Below are 18,881 nucleotides of genomic sequence, written 5' to 3'. Positions count from 1 at the left end.
AATTGCTTCGCAATCACTCAGGGTCCTTGCGTGAGCTGGATGTTGTGAAAAGGGCATATCCAGAAATCTGTGTAAATGGCATTATTCCTTAATCATTCTATCTTCAAAAAGTACAGCAAAATGATACAGCGCCAATCTGTGAATTGAAAAACCTTAGAGTTATTCGCGACGATCGTCTAATAGTCACGCATCCAGAGGACCAACCACCTCCTCGACTGCTTCCAGGATCTCAGCAGATTTTACCAGGGTTTGCATGGTTGTATGATCTTTATAGAGGGGTCGATCAATATCCAAATGTTCCACATAGCGCCGGATCACTTCATGGGCTTTTTGGACACCTTCGCCAAATCCATAGTCGCGGAAATCAAGAGCTTGCGCAGCAGCCATGAATTCGATTCCCAAAATACCGTAGGCATTGTCCAGGATTTGGAAATTCTTAATAGCTGTATTCATCCCCATGGAGACAAAATCTTCCTGGTCTGCTGCTGCCGGGATAGATTGAATACTGGCAGGTGCTGAAAGGATCCGTTGTTCAACGATCTGCATATCGGCTGTGTATTGACTCAGCATCATCCCGGAAAACATGCCTGCTCCTTTGGTTAGGAAGGCGGGCAGTCCCACACTGAGGGCTGGGTTGTTCAGGCGATTAAGGCGCCTTTCAGAAAGAATAGATACCATGGTAATACAGGTTCCGGCCATATCCATAGGTACTGAAACAGGGGTACCTTGAAAGTTTGCTCCGGAAAGCTGCATGTTCTCTTCGGGAAAGAATATGGGATTATCCCCAACTCCGTTCAGTTCGATCTCAACCTGGGAGCGAGCGTAAGCTAAGGCATCATGAGCTGCACCAATCACCTGAGGCGTGGAACGCATGGAATAGGCATCTTGAACTTTACAGGCAACCTTTTCAAGTTGCAGATCGCCATTTTTTACACATTTATTTATGGCCTTGGCACTGCGTATGGCACCCTTGAAACCACGCGCCTCATGTAGTTTTGGAGTATAGGGGCGCATATTGGCTTTCAAGGCTTCCAGCGACATGGCAGCAGCGATCTCTGCTTGTTTCAGCCAGCGTTCGGCATCATAGAGAAAGATTGCGCTCATGGCAGTCAGGAGATTGGATCCATTAATGACTGCCAGACCATCTCTGGCTTCCAGTCCTGGCACAGTTATTCCGGCTTTTTCGAGGGCAACCTTGCCATCCAACAGCTCATCTTTATAGTAAGCTTGCCCTTCACCCAGCATGAGCAATGCGATCTGTGACATGGGTGCCAGATCACCACTGGCCCCCACAGAACCCTTTTGGCAGACGAAGGGTGTGACGTTCTTATTCAACATTTCAACAAGCGTTTTGACGATTTCAAGTCTAACACCGGAATTGCCATGGGCGTGGACATTGATACGCCCCAGCATGGCACCGCGAACGTATTCCAGGGGAGCGGGGTCACCGATACCAGCGGCATGATTATAGACCAGATATTTCTGGAAGTCCCTGATCTGATCATCGTCCAGAACAACCTCAGAGAATTCACCGATTCCAGTATTAACACCATACATGATCTCATGCGCCTGGAGCTTCTCTTCTAGCATTTGGCGGCAAACATTGATGCGCGTAATTGCATCGGGATGAAGCTCAATTTTTTTAAAATGACGAGCAACATCGATCACATTGTGAATTGTCAGACCTGCTCCGTTGATAACCAGTGACATTATTCCCTCCAGAATTGTGACTTATAAATTTCAGCAACTGAATATGGACAAAAATCATGCCCGAAAATTGGCTTAATTCCAGATATTGATATCAGCAAAGTAGACTTGAATCATTGAGGGATAAGTTTTAAAATGATGATGTATGTGTGGACGCGCCAAGGTAGGACTTGTCACTCTGGATCCGGCCAGCGATTGTTCATGATCAAATTTGTTTAAACTACCCTCAAAATCATCCCGGCTTTGACTCAATGGATTGAAGTTAATTTATGGTCGTAATGCGCTTAATTCTGAAAGGCACTTCCCGCAAAATCGATCTGATTTTTGATCCATCTCTTCTACATAGGTGGTGGATACCATGACGCAACCTGGTTTAAGACAGTGAATTAAACCCATCGTATGCCCCAGTTCATGGAGTACGCATTTTAACAGACGATCAGCAAATATTTGAGAATCATTTGGCATGCCATAGCGACTGTTCTCCAAGCGATGCCCAGATATCAATGCTGCCGAACCACCCAGATAAGCCTGCCCAAAGATATAACTGAGGACCGGGATAAAGAGATCCAGATCCGTTACACCAACGATCTTATCACCTTCTTCAGACGGGGGAACCAGGCTTTTGATGATCTCATTTGCGTTATACTGTGAACGCACGGGGTCAAAGAAAGCAGTCAGATCAAGGTGAAATGGGACTAAATGGGTTTCCATTTGAAGACGAGAATTGATAAGCGGGAGCATATTTTCGAGTATATCCACTCGAGCAAATTGCAATGGAATTATCCTGATTGAGGACATATATGGCGTAGACTCTAGTTGGCTTTCTCAATCTTGTATTTTTTTATTTTACTGTAGAGGGTAACGCGATCAACACCAAGAGCTTGTGCTGAGCGTGAAATATTCCAGTTGTATTTATCCAGGATGGTTTCAATGTGGTGATGTTCCATCTCCCCGATGGATTCCCAGGTAGGTTTTGAAAGAACACGATCAAAGGGAAGGTCTTTCAAGCGAACACTATCACCGGTCCCGATAACAATGGCTCTTTCGATAAGATTTTCCAATTCACGCACATTTCCGGGAAAAGGATAATTCTCCAACGCATTCATGGCGCGTTTACCAATAAATTTTGTTGGTCTATTCATTTGTTCAGCATACAGTTTTACAAAATGTAAGGCCAATAGCTTAATGTCTTCAACCCGCTCACGTAAGGGGGGAATGTCGATGGTAAAAACATTTAAGCGGTAGTAGAGGTCTTCCCTGAATTCACCTGCATCAACCATTGATTTAAGGTTACGATTTGTGGCGCAGATCACTCGAAAATCGGACTTAAGTTCGCGATTTCCTCCAACCCTGGTGAATTGTTTGGTCTCTAGCACCCGCAGCAATTCTATTTGCATTTTCATGGAGACAGTGGATATCTCATCCAGGAACAAGGTGGCACCATCAGCCATCTCGAATTTGCCCTTTCGAGCATACTGGGCTCCGGTGAAGGCTCCCCGCTCATGCCCAAACAGTTCACTTTCCATCAGGTTCTCAGCAATAGCACCGCAATGCACGGTCACCATGGGGAAAAAACGTCTGGATGAGTTCATATGGACAGCTTTAGCGACCAACTCCTTGCCTGTTCCGCTATCACCGGTAATTATGACAGTAGAATCAGTTTCTGCTACTACCCGAACCTGTTCCAATACTTGTAGAATAGCTTCACTTTGGCCAATTATATCTTCCACATTGGCTAAACTCTTGATTCGCTCCTGAAGCGAAAGATTCTCCGTACTCAACTCGATATTCTTGCTGGCATTTCTAATAATATGGGTCACTGCGTCAGGGTCAAATGGTTTACAGACATAATCATAAGCCCCGTCCTTCAAGGCTTGAACAGCTGAATCAACTGAAGCAAAAGCGGTCATGATGATCACAATAGTATCTTCATTGATAGACTTGATTCGTCGGTTTAATTCCAGACCATCCATACCGGGAAGTTTGATGTCAACCAGGATAATGTGGAAGTTAAAAGCTTCGATCTTTCTTAATGCTACCTTGGCATCTTCGGCAGTATCTACGGAGTAGCCATCTTCAATAAACCAGTTCGAGAGTGAATCTCTTACAGAAAGCTCATCGTCGACAATCAATATGGAAAGATTCTTATTCATCAGGTTCACTCCCGTTTGCTAGTTCAAATGTGAATTTAATGCTGGTACCCAGACCTGGAGCAGATTCGATGGCTACCTTGGCATTGTGTTGTTCCAGAATTCCATAGGTGACAGCCAGTCCCAAACCAATCCCGGACATTTCTTTCTTCCGTGAAAAAAACGGTTCAAAAATATGTTCAATATCCTCAGTTGGAATACCAATACCATTGTCCCGAATTTCGATGACAATGTGGGTCATGTCAGGGTTATAGCTACGATAGGTGACCAGATTATCGCCAACGCCATCGACTGCTTCCAGTGCATTGGTCAATACAGCCAGACAAGCCTGAATGATCTGGTTCCCATTCGCCTGGATCTGATCTCGTGCGGCTGAAAAATCTGTTACTAGACGAACGTCTGATATTTGAAAACTATGCTGGATAAGTTGTTGAGTTTCCCGAAGTACGTCATTCAGTTGGAGCACGTCAAATTTGTGACTGCGATCTCTGGAAAAATTAAGCAAGCCTTTCACGATATGCCCACAACGGGTGGTCTCAGATTGGATCATATCCAGATGTTTCAGGATAGCTGTCTTCTTTTCATCCGTTAGGGCTGGACCCTGTAGAATTCGCGAGACTAACTTGGCGTAGGTAAGCACGCCAGCCAGAGGATTATTGATCTCGTGAGCCACCGATGATGAAAGCCGTCCCAGGGACGCCAGCCGTTCGATCTGAAAAATCTCATTTTGACTTCGGGCAATATCCTCTGATTTGGTCCGAACTTTATTTTCCAACTCATTGGACCATTGACGCAGCTCATGATTGCTCTGATTGATCGATTCTAACATGGTATTAAGAGCTAATCCGACCTGGTGAATATCAACCAGGTCATCGGACTTTAAATTTACCCGTACTGACAAATTTCCGTTTGATACGGCCCGGCTGGTATCCACAATTCGTTTAAGAGGCAGATTGATCCGACGCTGGACAAAGAAAAGCAGGGTTCCCATGATCAGCACAAGAAAAATGATCACCAGACTGGAATATTCATAAAGAATACGATTCAGAGCATGATCCATTTCTGTCAGAGGTAACTTAATTTCTGTGACGCCCAGAATCTCAGCATGATCCTGGCTCTGATGGCACCCGGAAGAACGACAGTCAGGTGTAGAAACGATGGGAGCATGGATGATCATACAGCGATTCCCATCATCTTCAATACTATGGACACAGGTTGAATGAATTTCCCGGAAGAGAGAGTCACTTGAGTGATGAAGATTTAGAAATGGGATTTTCGAGGTGTCTTTGTGACAGGCGTTTTTGTTTCCCAGGGTATAATGTTTCACCTCACCCCGGTTATTATAGATTCGGATCGCGCTGACACCGGGAACTTCCTTAACCTTGCGGATGGCCGTGGTTAGTTCAGCATGATCTTCAGAGAACATGCTGCTGCGAATGGTCTGATTAATCAAGCCAGCCATACGTTTGCCGCAACGGGTGGTAACATCTTCAAGGTAGTTATTTGACATTGAAAAAATGAGCCAGGCAAAAAATCCAAAAAGGAAAACTGACATAAAGAGCAAAAGGAAAACCAAATGACCATAGAGCGAACGGGTTTGGAAGATATTCCTCCAAGAACGGGGTTCATATTGTTTCAGTGAAGCCTGGTTAAGCGGTGAGCTCATGTTATTCTCCAAAGCTACTATGCTTGAGTTAGTAAATAGTAGTTATAGTGAATAATGCAGAATACATGCCAGTTAACAAATGAAGGCGTGATTGTCGGTGATTGATTGCAGGTATTTTGAAAAATCATTTTTAGTGAGATGAGAAGTTCGTGGATGGGTAAACTGCTCTGGGGATCCTGGTGTCTGGATAAGCTTATGAAATTTGTTACAGTCTTCTTCAGCTTGAGCAAAGTATTGATCCTTGCTCAGACTGTGATACTTCTGCTGTTCGCTTTCTTCCAATTCCAGAATCCAGAGTTCATTTTCCGGAGCTAGATAGAGATGGGTATCCTTGATCTCACCAGTTTGAAAAAATGGGTTGATTTCCAGGATCTGACCCTGGATAGGTGTTTTGAGGTAGATTATCCCCCCTTCCAGCAGCAACCAGCTAAAACATTGATCCTGAACCAGGATGCTCCCATTCTTTGGCGTGATCACTTTTTGGATTGAGGAAAAAAGCTGCCAAAGAAATGAATCGATACCCAGGCGAAGTCTACCTGCCGCAGTTCGTCTGTACCAGAAATGCCCATCCAGGTATTGGAGTCCCGGCTGAAATTGGAGAACGGAGTCATCAGGGTAGCGTAAGCCTATTTTGGCTGATGTCGATTCTGAAAACTGGGTTCGGCAACCTCTGATCATTTCCTTGTGAAAATCGCAGAGGTCACAATTTTGTTTGAGAGGACAAAGCTGGTAGTCTACAACTCCAGCTTCCATCCAGATACACTTTTGTGAGTCCATGTCAATCTCTTTGGTTTGACATATTGCTTCGGTACAATGAGGTGTCAGTCGGTTTAAACCATCACAAGGAGTAGACTGACACCTCGTTTCGTTGATATTATTTAGCTTTTTACGGCATCAATAAATTCGCTCTGAAATTCTTCCCAGAACTCTGGAGCCAAGGTTTCCAGGACATGATCAGTGATCTCGCCTCCCTCCTGGAGTAGGACGGGTTGAGCAGTCAGATCATATTTACGTTCTGCAAAAGCCAGGACATCTCGCAGGCGGGTCTGTTCATTCTGGATCCATGTTTGAGCTTTTTCACCGAGAATAAGCATGGTTTTCTCCAGATCCCAACGCATGGGTTCCATATCAAACAACCAGTTCTGAGTAAAATCATTGTTGGTGCGTTTGCTGAACCTTTTCAGAGCGCTCTGGTTGATGGCCTTTAAGGTTCCGCTTACCGGTGAATAGATCTTCAGGCTTTTGCCCTCACCCATCAGCGTCGCTAGATGGTCCCCCCGTTTAACAACTTCTCCGCTTTGCTTCATAAGGCTGATTGAGACAGAACCCGTCAGCGCTGCTAAAAAATCATCGATACCAACTTGAACTTGTCCAGCTGATCGCAGATATGCCCAGGTATGGGTTTTATCAAAGAAGACGCCTTTTGGCAGACGTACTTTTGATAGAGAGAAAAGGGGACCTTCCACTTCTTTCAAGTAATTGTAGAAGGGGATGAGAACCAGGAAGAAGCTGATGATCAATAAGTACTCGATCCCTTTGGTGGCGAACATGTTTGTATAAAAAAAACTTTCCATGATAAAATTATCCTTTACTATTTGCGGTTTGCGTCATTGATTCCATTGTTCTTAATACCGGCATGCGGTGGAGAACCCAACGGAAGATCCAGAACTGGACAAACAGGATGGAGATAGTTACCACAAATTCCATCCAGGTTGGGATATAACGTGGAATCTCATCCCAGCGGTAGGCGATGACCGAGATATTCATGCGGTTTAACACAATTCCTATGATGGTCATGATAGATGCCAACTTGATGATTTTGGGTGTTCCAATTCGAACTCCATACGCAAACAAGAGCATGGGAATCAGCACAAACCCGATCAATTCCACCAAATACCAGACACCCATAGATGTTGTCAGGAGGCTTAACGTGTGATTGTGGACCATGTCGATGATCTTAAGGAAGAAGTAAGCGAACATGGATAGTGCACAGACCCGAGAAAGACCACGGATCATGACATTATGACGTTCATCACTATGCTCATCCATCTGATAGGAAAAGACCCGCTGCAGGATGCTTCCCTGAAAGATCACCACACTTAAACCAGCAAAGACACTGGAAATAAAAAACAGGGTGGGAATAAATTCTGAATACCAAAGTGGATGGATCTTGCCTTTGGCCATGAGAAACAGGGCTCCCAAGCCTGATTGATGGAGTGTAGACAGGGTAATCCCGAAAACTACTGCTCCAATTGTGAGACGTTTCAAGTTGCGACGGGCACGCTCAGACCCCAGCCATTCGGCGACTGTTGGTGAGAATTCAACCATTTGCGCAACGATATAGAGCATAAAATGCCAGGCCACCAGAAACAGGATGCTGCTGGTGCCAAATGAATTGCCAATGATTGGGTTGATGATATTCCAGGGTTTGCCAAGATCCAGAACCAAAGCAAAAGCGTAAAAAGTATACGCCAGAAAACCATTGAGAACCGTTACCCGAATCAGTGGTTTATATTTCTCTTGGCCTAGAATGTAAACCATGAAGGTTAACACATAGGCTCCGCCAGCAAAGGCAACACCAGTCACAACATTGAAACCTTTCCAAAGCCCCCAGGGTACGCTCTGTGTTACGTTGGAAACAGCTCCCAATCCGTAGATAAACCGGATCACAATGATAACAGCTGCCAGTAATACGGTGGGAACCGATATTATATTGAAGACTGTCCAAAGACTGGCTCGCGGTTTCAGCTCAGACTTAAAAAACTTCCAATAGCTGGAGGGAGGAGTTAGTATTTGCTCACTCATGGTCTGCCCCTTCCTCACTATCGGTCCTGGTGGCTTCTCTTAAACCCATAAGCAAAGCTGGCCATAGGATGAAAACAGAGGGTACACTGTATAGAAACCCTTTGGTTAGTTCAGGATAGGGCTTGGTCTCAACATTCGTATTAAAGCCCAATTCTTTAAAGGGAACAGGTGAGAGGTTTAGCCAGGATGTTCCCCCCGCCTCAAATTCACCATAGACATGGTCAGTGTAGGTGCCGGGGTTATCCAAGATACGTTTATGAGCTATTCTTAACAGATCACTTCGCTTTCCAAAAATGAGGGCTTCCGCTGGACAAGCTTCAACACAGGCAGGTGCTTCACCTTCTTTAAGCTTGTCAAAACACATCTGGCATTTCCCGATCTTCGGATTGTTGCTGTCGTATTCAAATTTTGGGATATCGAAAGGACATGAGATCATGCAATAACGGCAGCCCATACATTTCCCTGCGTCCCAGGTAACTGGACCGGATTCCTGCTTTTTCATGGCTTGGGTTAAACAGGCGGATGCACAAGCCGGTTGAGCGCAATGCATGCACTGTTGTTTGGTATAAACCTCACCAACTGATGTTTCAACTGCATTAATGACGGTGTATCTCTCAGGTAATAGTTCACGTTTAACAGAGCTATCTGGATAGTCATCATCACTGGGTGTTGGCAAACCATACTCTGTAGCACAGGCAAACTCACATTCCTGACAGCCCTCACAGAGCGTGATGTCGTGCAGGATGGCATAGAACTCTTCAGCATCAGGTTCAGGTTTGGATTTCCCCAGGGCTGAGACGCCGGTAAGACCAGCACCAGCAACCCCCAGGGTTTTAAGAAATTCTCTGCGATCGATTGACATAAATAGTGTTATCCTTTCTACAATAATGCTTTTTTACCATTCCAGATGAATTAATGATCAGGAATTCAGTATTAATTCTGTGTTAGCCTGGTCAAGAATCAGTTTTTGGAAAGAGCCCCAAAGGCCTTTTCCGGAAAATGCCAGGGCACATTCAGCAATGTCTCCACCATCCTGTAGTAATACCAGTCCACTTTCAGCGTTTGGTGGTGCAAATGAATGAGCAAAGAAATCTCGGATGCGAGCGATTTCAGTTTTAAGCCAGGCAGTGGTACGTTGACCCAGGTAAAGTAGCTGGGTTTCCGTTTCCCAATCACTGGGTTCCATTTCCACTAACCATCCGTATGAATATGGGTCACGGTGAACCATCCGCATATTTTGTAATGCTTCAGTATTGATCGATTTGATCTTTCCTGAGATAGGCGCTGATATCACCAGCTTCTTCTCCTTGTGGACGATACTGAAAAGCGGCTCACCCTGCTTAATGGTGACGCCCTCTTTTGGTACATGCACCGCAGAAAGGATTCCGGTGAGTCCCTGAATGAATGCATCGATGCCAATTTTGGCTTGACCGCTGGTTTCCAAGTGAGCCCAACTATGGGTGGGACTGAAGTAGATGCCTGCTGGGATGGCAAGGTTTTCCATCTTGAACTGATAAGCTTGTTTTTTCACAATGGGTGAAATGCTTAAAGCCTGGTACCTTTTCATTCCCTGAAACCAGGTGATGAAAATGGCAGTGGCTGCAAATAAAATGACTAGAATGACGACCATGACGAACCTCCTTTTTTAGTTCACCATATCTATTTCAAGAGCAGTGCCAAGGCGAATTAGGCGCACTTAACGCAGTAATAACAATAACATAGAGCTGATCACTATTTTTAGGCCCAAAAGTGAAATATGTTGAAATGTTCAACGTATTCAGGAAATATGAAGCGAAAATCAATGTTTAAGCCAATTAGAAAGTATGTTGAATAATTCAACAGATGTAGATAATCTCAACACCTCGAAAATGATTCATTAAAAGGATGTATGCAAAATAATAACAGTATGTTATATGCTGTTGCATGTTACCTAGGCTGCGTACTATTGTTTATCTGTGATTTGGGAAAAGGAGGCGAGACATGTCCATGTGGTGAAAAATTCAACATTTCAAAAAAAGTTTTCCAAATAGCTCTTAAAATAGTTCGGATTTATTTATTAATAGCTTCGATGAGACTGATAAAACAATATGTTAGGCAGATTAAATAATTGTGAGATGTGTAGATATATTCAACAATTAGCCATCTTTTACAACCCAAAGGCAGCTGAGAACAAAGAATTCGGTACAAAGTGGCATTCTAGTTGCCATAACAATAGCTGGTAATTGACAAATACTAATCATGTAAGAGGTACTGACACCTCATACGAAACGAGGAGAAGCAGAATGAAACGATTATTTACATTATTACTGATACTGGCTTGTGTTGGTATCTTTGCTCAGGGAAAACCAATAAAAAATGTTGGATCCAAGAAATGTAAAATCTGTCATAATAAGGCTGAAAAGGGATCTCAGTATAAAATATGGGAATCCAGAGCCCATTCCCGTTCCTATGAGACCTTACTCACCGACGAATCAAAAAAGATTGCCGCAAAGCAGGGATTGAAAACTGCACCGGAAAAGTCACCTGAATGTTTACGATGCCACGTAACCGGTTGGGGAGAGGCTGGTGGATATTCACTGGATATTGATGAAACCAATGCCCGTGCAGTTAAGAAAAATAAAGATTTATCTAGAGTTGGGTGTGAATCTTGTCATGGCCCTGGAAATGCCTACAAATCAAAAAAGACCATGCTGAAGATTCGCTCGGGTGATATCGATGCCAAGAATCTGGGTTACGTCAAAATTGATGAAGCTACTTGTACAAAATGTCATAATCCAGACTCGCCAACCTACATACCTTTCGATTATGCTGTTCGGGTAAAGGAAATTGATCATCCCTATCCAGAATGATACAATTGGTCCAGAAAAAGCTGACCAGAAAGAATCTTAGGTATAAGACGGCTTAAAAAATCATGAATCATCGCGTCAGAAAGCAAAAGGGTAAACGTATGAGACTCTATCCCATAATGATCTTTCTCATGACGGGTACAATACTGTTAGGTCAATCAGAAGGGCAGGATTACCCCGAAATAATAAAAATTGACGCCTTGGAGAATATTTTCTATCCTGTGGAATTCAATCATGGGAAGCATGCCCGGATGGAAGATATGGGTGAGGGGTGTTCTGTGTGTCATCACTATGCTGAAGACGATGATTATACAGGTTGCGCTGAATGCCACATGGATGACCCAGCTGAAGCCAGCCTGGAAGAGCCGACCCTTAATGGTGCATATCACCGCAGCTGCTTAGCCTGTCATAGAGAATGGTCAAATGAGCAGCTCTGTGAAGCATGCCACCAGCAGAAGAAATTTCGCTTTAACATACGCAGGACTCTGGATAAGACTGATATCTTTTCAGTAAAACATCCACATATCGGGTCACCAGAAATAGTGACCTTCCCAACACCGGATGAAAATGAAACCCAGGTTACTTTTCATCACAAGGAACATATTGAACTCTATCGATACGATTGTGTGAGTTGCCATCGTTCTGAGAATTGTGCCAGCTGTCACGACTATCAAGGATCGGTAAAAATGGTTGTTGAGACCCAGGAGGAACACCATACCTCCTGCCAAAGCTGTCATGATACTGAAACAGATGGCACCTGCAGTTTTTGTCATCAGGATGAGGTAAGCAAGGGGTTTAGTCATGATCTCACTGGATGGCCTTTGAAAGCCTATCATGGGGACAATACCTGTTCTGATTGTCACGCTGACCAGAAACCGATTGAGGCGCTGGCAAACAATTGTATCGCTTGTCATGATAATTTTGAGGTTGGGTCATTTGAACATGAAACAACCGGTTTTCAACTATCGGAAGATCACCTTGAGATCGATTGTTATGAATGCCATTTCGATGAGAGTTACTCAGAACCACCTGAATGTCTGGAATGTCATGATGAAGAGTATCTTTATCCCGATTTTTTACCGGGAATCGTACTCCAAAAGAAATAGATACGATTTAGTAGAATAAAATATTGGGAATTCTGATGGTCAATGTGGGGATAGAACCAAAAGAATATGGATAAGAAAGTTCTACATAGAGTGAGAAATACTGTCGGGGTCAGGGATGAAATTCATCCGGGCTACTGTTGTTTAACTAAAAAGCAGCTATGAGCTGCTTTGTTCGAATGGAGATTGTACGATGCGAAGAAAACTGTACCTAATTCTCTTTAGTATACTTCTAAGTGTTGGACTTGCGCCAGCACAGGAAGATCATAGAGAGCATATTGAAGATTCCCTGCTAACTGTGCAAGAGGTCACTGAGACTTGTCTGGCTTGCCATGAAGATGCTGCAAGTGACGTAATGAAAACGATCCACTGGACCTGGAAAGACAAAGCCAAAGTTGTTCCTGGACATCGGGGTAAACATGCCATTGGTAAAGCAAATTCGTTCAATAATTATTGTGTTGCCGTAGAATCAAATTGGGAACGTTGCACCAGTTGCCATGTTGGCTACGGTTGGAAGGACGATTCTTTTGATTTTCAAAATGAAGAGAATGTAGATTGCTTAATTTGCCATGATCAAACCGGTACTTATAAGAAGAATCCAAAAGGGGCTGGTTATCCCTTTGAAAGTGTAGATCTGACAAAAGTTGCCCAAAGCGTCGGCTATTCATCCATCAATACCTGCGGGAGTTGTCACTTCAATGGTGGCGGTGGTGAGAATGTAAAACACGGTGATCTTGATTATGGTCTGGTAGATGCGGATCCATCTTATGATGTACATATGGGTAACGACATGACCTGTACTGATTGCCACACCACAGAAGCTCACAACATTATGGGTAAGTCAATGGCTATCCTCACCGATGAAGACAACAGGGTGCAGTGTCTTGACTGTCATGAAGAGGATGTGCATCGTTCAAAGATCATCAACAAACATGTTGAAAAAGTTGCTTGCCAATCATGTCATATACCACTGTATGCAAAGGGAAAGCCCACAAAAATGTATTGGGACTGGTCTACCGCCGGCAAAGACAGTACAGGTGAAAAAGATGAATATGGGATGGACACCTACTTTAAGAAGAAGGGCAGCTTTGTTTGGGAAAACAATGTGGTTCCTGAATATTATTGGTATAATGGTAAAACAACCCGCTATCTGAAGGGTGATAAAGTTGATCCCGGTGAAGTTGTGATGATCAACCAGCCTCTCGGAGATAGAGATGATGAAAACGCCAAGCTGTACCCTTTCAAGGTGATGCGTGGTAAACAGATCTATGATACAGAGAATAAACACTTAATAATACCCCAACTCTGGAAGGGATATTGGACCCATTTTGACTGGAATAGAGCCTCAGAAGTGGGGATGAAGGCTGCCAAACTGGAGTACAGCGGCCATTATGATTTTATTGCGACTGAAATGTATTCAGGTCTCGCTCACATGGTTGCCCCGGCATCAGAATCCCTGAAATGCAGGGCTTGCCATCGTGGGCAGGAAAGGCGAATCGACTGGAAAGCACTTGGCTATCCAGGGGATCAGATTATCAGAAAATATCAGGATAAATAGCAACGAGCTATTAGATAGCTGTAAGAATCAATAGTTCTCATGGCGCAGTAGCGTAAGCTCTTTTGCTACGAAGACCCAAAAGTCCAAAGAACCACAGGGAGAATTTGTGAAGCTTAGTGTCTTGGTGCCTTCGTGGCTATTTTGGTACAGTAAATGTTTACGACTAACATGGGCCGCTTTACTATCCCAAGATTTTAGTTAGCGGTAGTTAATTAGATCCCGGTTCAGGCGCTGGTTTAAATCATCGCCCGGACCGGTTTTTTTTAGGGTAGAACTATTCTCCCCAATTCAGAGAATTGATCCCCCATCTTTAACATGTGCAGACCCTCATGAATTATTGGGCTCGGCGTAAATATCACCACGAAAACCTTCGTAAGCCTCTGGTCCTACATTAGATTCCTGCCATAATACTAGGAGATTTCACCTTGCGACAATTCATTATCTTACTGTTTACCGTTAGTACCCTGCTTGGTTGGGGGAAAACCGGTCACCGGGTCATTGGAATAATTGCTGAAGAAAACTTAAGTCCCCAAGCCAGGGAAGCAATTACTCAACTGCTGGGACACACGGATCTAGCTCGAATCGGCAATTGGGCTGACGAGATAAAGTCCGATCCCAAATGGGACCATTCTCATGATTGGCACTATTGTACAATCCTTAAAGGGCATAACTATGAGGGTCCTGAAGCCGGTGGGCGTGCAGTGCAGAAAGTTACTGAGTTCACTAAACTCCTAAAATCCGAGACACTCAGTAAGCAGGATCAACTGGATGTTTTTCGTTTTGTGGTACATATTGTTGGAGATTTGCATCAACCCCTGCATGTTGGTAATGGAACAGATCGAGGGGGTAATGATATCAAGGTGACCTGGTTTCGTGAAGAGACTAATCTTCACCGTGTCTGGGACAGCCAAATGATCGACCATATGCAGTATAGTTATACTGAATATGCACAGCAAATTCAATTGGGGCTCACCGCTGCTGACAAACAAAAATTATTAGATCCAACCGTGCTGACTTTTGTCCATCGCTCCCGGGCAGTGCATGATCAGGTCTATGACATCGGGGATGGCAAACTTTCCTGGAAGTATGTCTATAGCAACCGGGAACTGATGGAAGATAGATTGCTCAAAGCTGGATATCATTTGGCAGCGATCCTGAATGATCTATATAAATGAATTCACTACTGAAACTGCTGTTCTCAATTGGTTTAAGTTGTTTACTGGTTGGAACCAAAATAATAGCAGCACCCCTCAACACTCCGGAGCTGGAAAAGCAGTTTAGTCTGGTACTTCAGGGCAAAGCTAAGCAGGACTTTTCTGTGGGCCTGGCTTTGGGTGCCGGTGCAGCCAAGGGTTTTGCCCACGTTGGTGTTCTGGAAGCTTTGGAAGAGGCTGGGGTCCGCATAGACATGATCGCTGGCAGCAGCATGGGGGCTATCATTGGTGGCGGGTATGCTGCCGGTATGACTGTATCAGAACTTTCGGATGTCGCCTTAAATTCAAATTGGCTGGATGTCTTGAATCTTTTGGATCCGATCTTCCCAACCAGGGGGTTTATCGATGGCCAAAAGATAACCTTATATTTGGATGATCTCTATGGATCAAAAGCTATTGAAGATCTGGCAATACCCTTTGCTGCCACAACCGTGGATATCCTCAATGGTGACCTCTATGTAATCAACAAGGGCAGCCTGGCCACTGCGACTCGTGCCAGTTCTTCTGTTCCCATCGTTTTTAATCCACTTGCCAGCGGTAATCGCATCCTGGTAGATGGTGGCATGATCGATCCGGTTCCCATTGATGTAGTCCGTTCCATGGGGGCTGATTACATCATTGCTGTAAATGTCCTGGCTTTTCCGGAAGGCAAAGATGCGACACAGGAGTTTTCCTATCTAAATGGTGATGATCTGGAAAACAGTAAATCCAAATGGCGTATCCCCAAAGCAAACGAGCCATGGTATACTGCTGGTCAGCCCAATTTGGCAGAGATCGCCCACGAGACCGTGATCTTGTCAATGGCACTCATTGCCGCCAATCAGGTGGAATTAGCCATGCCGGATATGTTGATCAATATTAGTACCGGTTTGTCAGCCTGGAATTTTCTGGAAGCCGAGATCGCGATCCAAAAAGGCTATGACGAGACAATCAAAGCTCTGGAAAGCATTAAGAACCTGGACTAACCATCCCAGAGTTTGTGAAATTTTCACAATTCACAATTGACGCCCTCGCAAAAAGTACCTCTCGCCCGCCTGCGTATAACTTCGTGCGGGCAGGCAAAGCACGCAGAGGCGCAGAGTATTGATATTTATGGATTTAGGAGTATATGCGTTAAGTGGTTAATATTAAATGAGTTAGGGTGTATTTGATGATTATTAAACCGTAAGGAACTTTTTGCGGTTTCGTCACAATTCACAATTCATAATTCATAATTCACAATTCACAATTCATAATTCTTAATCTATCCCCATATCCATGTCCATATCATCACGACCACCAGTACCACGTTGACGCTCAGTATCCACAAATTTTCCAAATGTGTAGCTGAAATTCAACTTGATATAGCGGTTACTGAACGTTCTTTCCCGAATCTGTTCAAAATTCTCAGTAACCAGATTATACTCGAACCGGCGACTGTTAAAGAGATCACTGACCTGGAGAGATATACTGCCCTTTTTCTCCCAAAGTTTATGTTTGACTGAAAGATTGGCAAAAAGCATATCGGACATACTGCCCTGGGCAATTTCCCGAGGACTACGATACATGGTGAACATCTGAATATCTGTATTTGGAAAAGGGGAGTAAGTGGCCGTTCCACGCAAATAGTAGCCGTAAGAACTGGTATTGATATCGGCATCTAATCCCGACTCGTCAATGACTGTTCGAGTGACATTTCCACTGAGCATAAGCTTTAAAGGTTCCCATGGTTTAGCATTGATCATTGCCTCAGCACCATAGGAGTGTCCCGTATCAAAATTTCGAAAAGTTGTGACAGAAACAGTATTTCCATTAATTTCTTTTAATTCCTTATAACGTCGCATCAGGTCATTGATCTGACGATAATACACCCCTGCATTAAATGAGATCCCTTTTCGGAATTGAGTGTAGTTGAGTTCGTATGAATCAATATACTCAGGTAAAAGCTCAGGATTTCCAGTCCGGATATTTAAGGGATCATAATAATTGGTGATGGGGACAACTGACCTTACTCGGGGACGATTAACGCGACGACTATAGCTCATTTGGATATCTTTTTGAGGGGCCAGGGTATAATTCAGATGGGCTGATGGAAAAATACTCTGATACTCATTAACAAATATGCTATCAACAAAAACATCTGCTTCGGTTCGGGCTTGTTCGACTCTGACGCCCCCTTGAAATCCAAGCAGTCCGATCTTTTGACTGTAGGTGACATAACCGGCGTAAATCCCTTCATCGAATAGAAAATGGGTGTTTAGATCAATATTATCGGTCCAGCTTGTGTCTGAATCCGTTTGAGAAATTGAAGAAAAATAATTATCCATATGAGTTTCAATTGTTTTGAGACCCAGCTCCAGTTTTTGGTCTTCACCAAGTGGGTGGGTGTAATCCAATTGAAAAGTCCGGGTAGACCGCTCATCATCCCGAGTAGTGATCTGAACCTCAAAGGAGTCTGGCGCATGAAAATAATCGTCTTGTAAGTGATTCCCGGTTTCATCGGTTTGATTGTCTGTTTGTCGAAAATCAACGTTTAATGTTTGCCCTTCGCGTTTGAAAGTTTTCTCCCAACCGAAGGTATAGGTGGTACTTTCACTATTATTCTCACTCTGAGCCAGTCTTTGGTAGATCGGTTGCAGGCTATCAGAACGTGCTCCATTCCTATAGGTGATCAATTCTTCAAAATTGCGCGTCCGGTAGCTGAGCATTAATCCTGCAAAGATCTTGTTCTTCTGATTCAATGAATAACTTGTGTTCAACCGGCCAGTGTAGGAATCAAAATCACGAAACCCATCACTCAATTGATCCAGGATATTGAAAACACTACCAGTATCGTCCAAATATACCATGTGATTCGTACCGCCAACATTCCTAATACTGGTTCGGTAAGCGAGCATAGAAGAGATATTTATTTTCTTATTCCGAAAGTTTATTTGGCCATTGAGATTATAGCGGTCTGGATCTGCATACCCGGTACCAATGCTACCTGTAAGACCTTTTAACCGATTCTGCTTCAGAACTACATTAATGATACCAGACATACCATCAGGATCATATTTAGCCGAAGGATTGGTTATGATCTCTACGGTTTCAATAGTGGAGGATGGGATCTGCTCTAACAGTGCACTGTTATCCTCGTTGGATAAGCCAGAAGGTTTGCCATCAATGAGGATCTTCACATTCGAACTACCCCTGAGGCTGATCACGCCATCCATATCTACATCTACTGACGGAATTTGCTCCAGAATCTCTATGGCAGAACTTCCTTCAGCAGAGAGACTCTTTTCAACATTGAAGATTCGTTTATCAATGGTTTGAGTGATTAATGGTCTGTCACCAGTGACTTCCACTCTCCCCCCGATCAGGGTGGTCGATTTAAGTAAAATATCTCCCAGATGTTTCTCAACCGATTCACGTGGTGTCAGCCTGATCTCATCAATAATGAGTGTTTCATATCCCATGAATTCAAAGCGCACCATAAAACGACCCAGCGGTAGTTCCCTAAGATCGAAATAGCCATCAGCATTGCTAATACCACCTGATACAGCACTCGTGTCCCGGGTTCTAATGATGGTGATGTTAGCATATTCTACAGGTTCTAAGGAAATGGCGTCTAATACACGACCGGTTAATACACCAATAGAGGGCATCTGTCTGTTGTTCCCGGGACGCTGAGCCAGGGTCGTGCTGGTCAATAGTAGAATCAGAGTGAATGTCAGCAAAATATCTTTCAGGGTCGTGAATTTCATTTTCATCCTCAAGTCAAAATTTAAAGTGGCGCGAATATAGAGATGGTCAACCATATCCTACTATTATTCCAAACTTGTCTTAGACAACGAATTCGGGGAAAGGT

15 protein-coding genes are annotated in these 18,881 nt (G+C 43.9%); 5 read left to right on the top strand and 10 right to left on the bottom strand.

The features are described from left to right. Window positions 1-183: 183 nt before the first annotated feature. The 9 genes from U9Q77_06740 to U9Q77_06700 form a co-directional block, all read right to left on the bottom strand. A complete protein-coding gene (locus tag U9Q77_06740) occupies window positions 184-1,710 on the bottom strand; it encodes an aromatic amino acid ammonia-lyase (protein ID MEA3287056.1) in 1,527 nt (508 codons plus the stop codon). 264 nt (window positions 1,711-1,974) lie between these two features. After that, the gene (locus U9Q77_06735) at window positions 1,975-2,481 is read right to left on the bottom strand and encodes a hypothetical protein (protein MEA3287055.1); all 507 of its coding nucleotides are present in this window, start codon (window positions 2,479-2,481) and stop codon (window positions 1,975-1,977) included. A 38-nt stretch (window positions 2,482-2,519) separates the two neighbouring features. Continuing rightward, complete coding sequence (locus U9Q77_06730; GenBank protein ID MEA3287054.1) at window positions 2,520-3,860, bottom strand: sigma-54 dependent transcriptional regulator; 1,341 nt, start codon at window positions 3,858-3,860, stop codon at window positions 2,520-2,522. Continuing rightward, window positions 3,853-5,523 (bottom strand): ATP-binding protein, encoded by a 1,671-nt coding sequence (locus tag U9Q77_06725; protein ID MEA3287053.1) that lies wholly within the window; start codon window positions 5,521-5,523, stop codon window positions 3,853-3,855. The genes U9Q77_06730 and U9Q77_06725 overlap by 8 nt, the downstream gene beginning before the upstream one ends. A 72-nt stretch (window positions 5,524-5,595) precedes the next feature. Next, window positions 5,596-6,300: a hypothetical protein gene (locus U9Q77_06720; protein MEA3287052.1), complete on the bottom strand. Its 705-nt coding sequence runs from the start codon at window positions 6,298-6,300 to the stop codon at window positions 5,596-5,598. Window positions 6,301-6,401: 101 nt separating this feature from the next. Then, window positions 6,402-7,097 carry a hypothetical protein gene (locus U9Q77_06715; protein ID MEA3287051.1) on the bottom strand — a complete coding sequence of 232 codons (696 nt, stop codon included), beginning with the start codon at window positions 7,095-7,097 and terminating at the stop codon, window positions 6,402-6,404. 7 nt (window positions 7,098-7,104) lie between these two features. Next, on the bottom strand, window positions 7,105-8,328 hold the full coding sequence (nrfD, locus tag U9Q77_06710) for an NrfD/PsrC family molybdoenzyme membrane anchor subunit (protein MEA3287050.1): 1,224 nt from the start codon (window positions 8,326-8,328) through the stop codon (window positions 7,105-7,107). Continuing rightward, entirely contained in the window at window positions 8,321-9,190 is an 870-nt protein-coding gene (locus U9Q77_06705; GenBank protein ID MEA3287049.1) for a 4Fe-4S dicluster domain-containing protein, read from the bottom strand. The genes nrfD and U9Q77_06705 overlap by 8 nt, the downstream gene beginning before the upstream one ends. Before the next feature lie 57 nt (window positions 9,191-9,247). Continuing rightward, the gene (locus tag U9Q77_06700; protein ID MEA3287048.1) at window positions 9,248-9,958 is read right to left on the bottom strand and encodes a hypothetical protein; all 711 of its coding nucleotides are present in this window, start codon (window positions 9,956-9,958) and stop codon (window positions 9,248-9,250) included. 652 nt (window positions 9,959-10,610) lie between these two features. Between U9Q77_06700 and U9Q77_06695 the strand changes: the two genes are divergently transcribed. The 5 genes from U9Q77_06695 to U9Q77_06675 all read left to right on the top strand — a co-directional run bounded on the left by U9Q77_06695 (window position 10,611) and on the right by U9Q77_06675 (window position 16,014). Further along, the gene (locus U9Q77_06695; protein ID MEA3287047.1) at window positions 10,611-11,177 is read left to right on the top strand and encodes a cytochrome c family protein; all 567 of its coding nucleotides are present in this window, start codon (window positions 10,611-10,613) and stop codon (window positions 11,175-11,177) included. Between the two features lie 98 nt (window positions 11,178-11,275). Beyond that, on the top strand, window positions 11,276-12,280 hold the full coding sequence (locus U9Q77_06690; GenBank protein ID MEA3287046.1) for a cytochrome c3 family protein: 1,005 nt from the start codon (window positions 11,276-11,278) through the stop codon (window positions 12,278-12,280). Window positions 12,281-12,470: 190 nt separating this feature from the next. Beyond that, complete coding sequence (locus U9Q77_06685; GenBank protein ID MEA3287045.1) at window positions 12,471-13,835, top strand: tetrathionate reductase family octaheme c-type cytochrome; 1,365 nt, start codon at window positions 12,471-12,473, stop codon at window positions 13,833-13,835. Window positions 13,836-14,260: 425 nt separating this feature from the next. Further along, complete coding sequence (locus U9Q77_06680; protein MEA3287044.1) at window positions 14,261-15,010, top strand: S1/P1 nuclease; 750 nt, start codon at window positions 14,261-14,263, stop codon at window positions 15,008-15,010. Further along, window positions 15,007-16,014, top strand: a complete 1,008-nt coding sequence (locus U9Q77_06675) for a patatin-like phospholipase family protein (GenBank protein ID MEA3287043.1) — start codon at window positions 15,007-15,009, stop codon at window positions 16,012-16,014. Before U9Q77_06680 ends, U9Q77_06675 begins: the two co-directional genes overlap by 4 nt. A gap of 273 nt (window positions 16,015-16,287) precedes the next feature. Here the strand turns inward: U9Q77_06675 and U9Q77_06670 are convergent, their stop codons facing one another. Beyond that, window positions 16,288-18,777, bottom strand: coding sequence for a TonB-dependent receptor (locus U9Q77_06670; GenBank protein ID MEA3287042.1), 2,490 nt, complete (start codon window positions 18,775-18,777; stop codon window positions 16,288-16,290). Window positions 18,778-18,881 lie beyond the last annotated feature (104 nt).

The sequence above is a fragment of the Candidatus Neomarinimicrobiota bacterium genome, assembly GCA_034716895.1.
Classification (GTDB): Bacteria; Fidelibacterota; UBA8477; order UBA8477; family JABMPR01; genus JABMPR01.
Note: the sequence above shows the minus strand (reverse complement) of the source record. Positions and strands in the feature narration are given on the sequence as shown.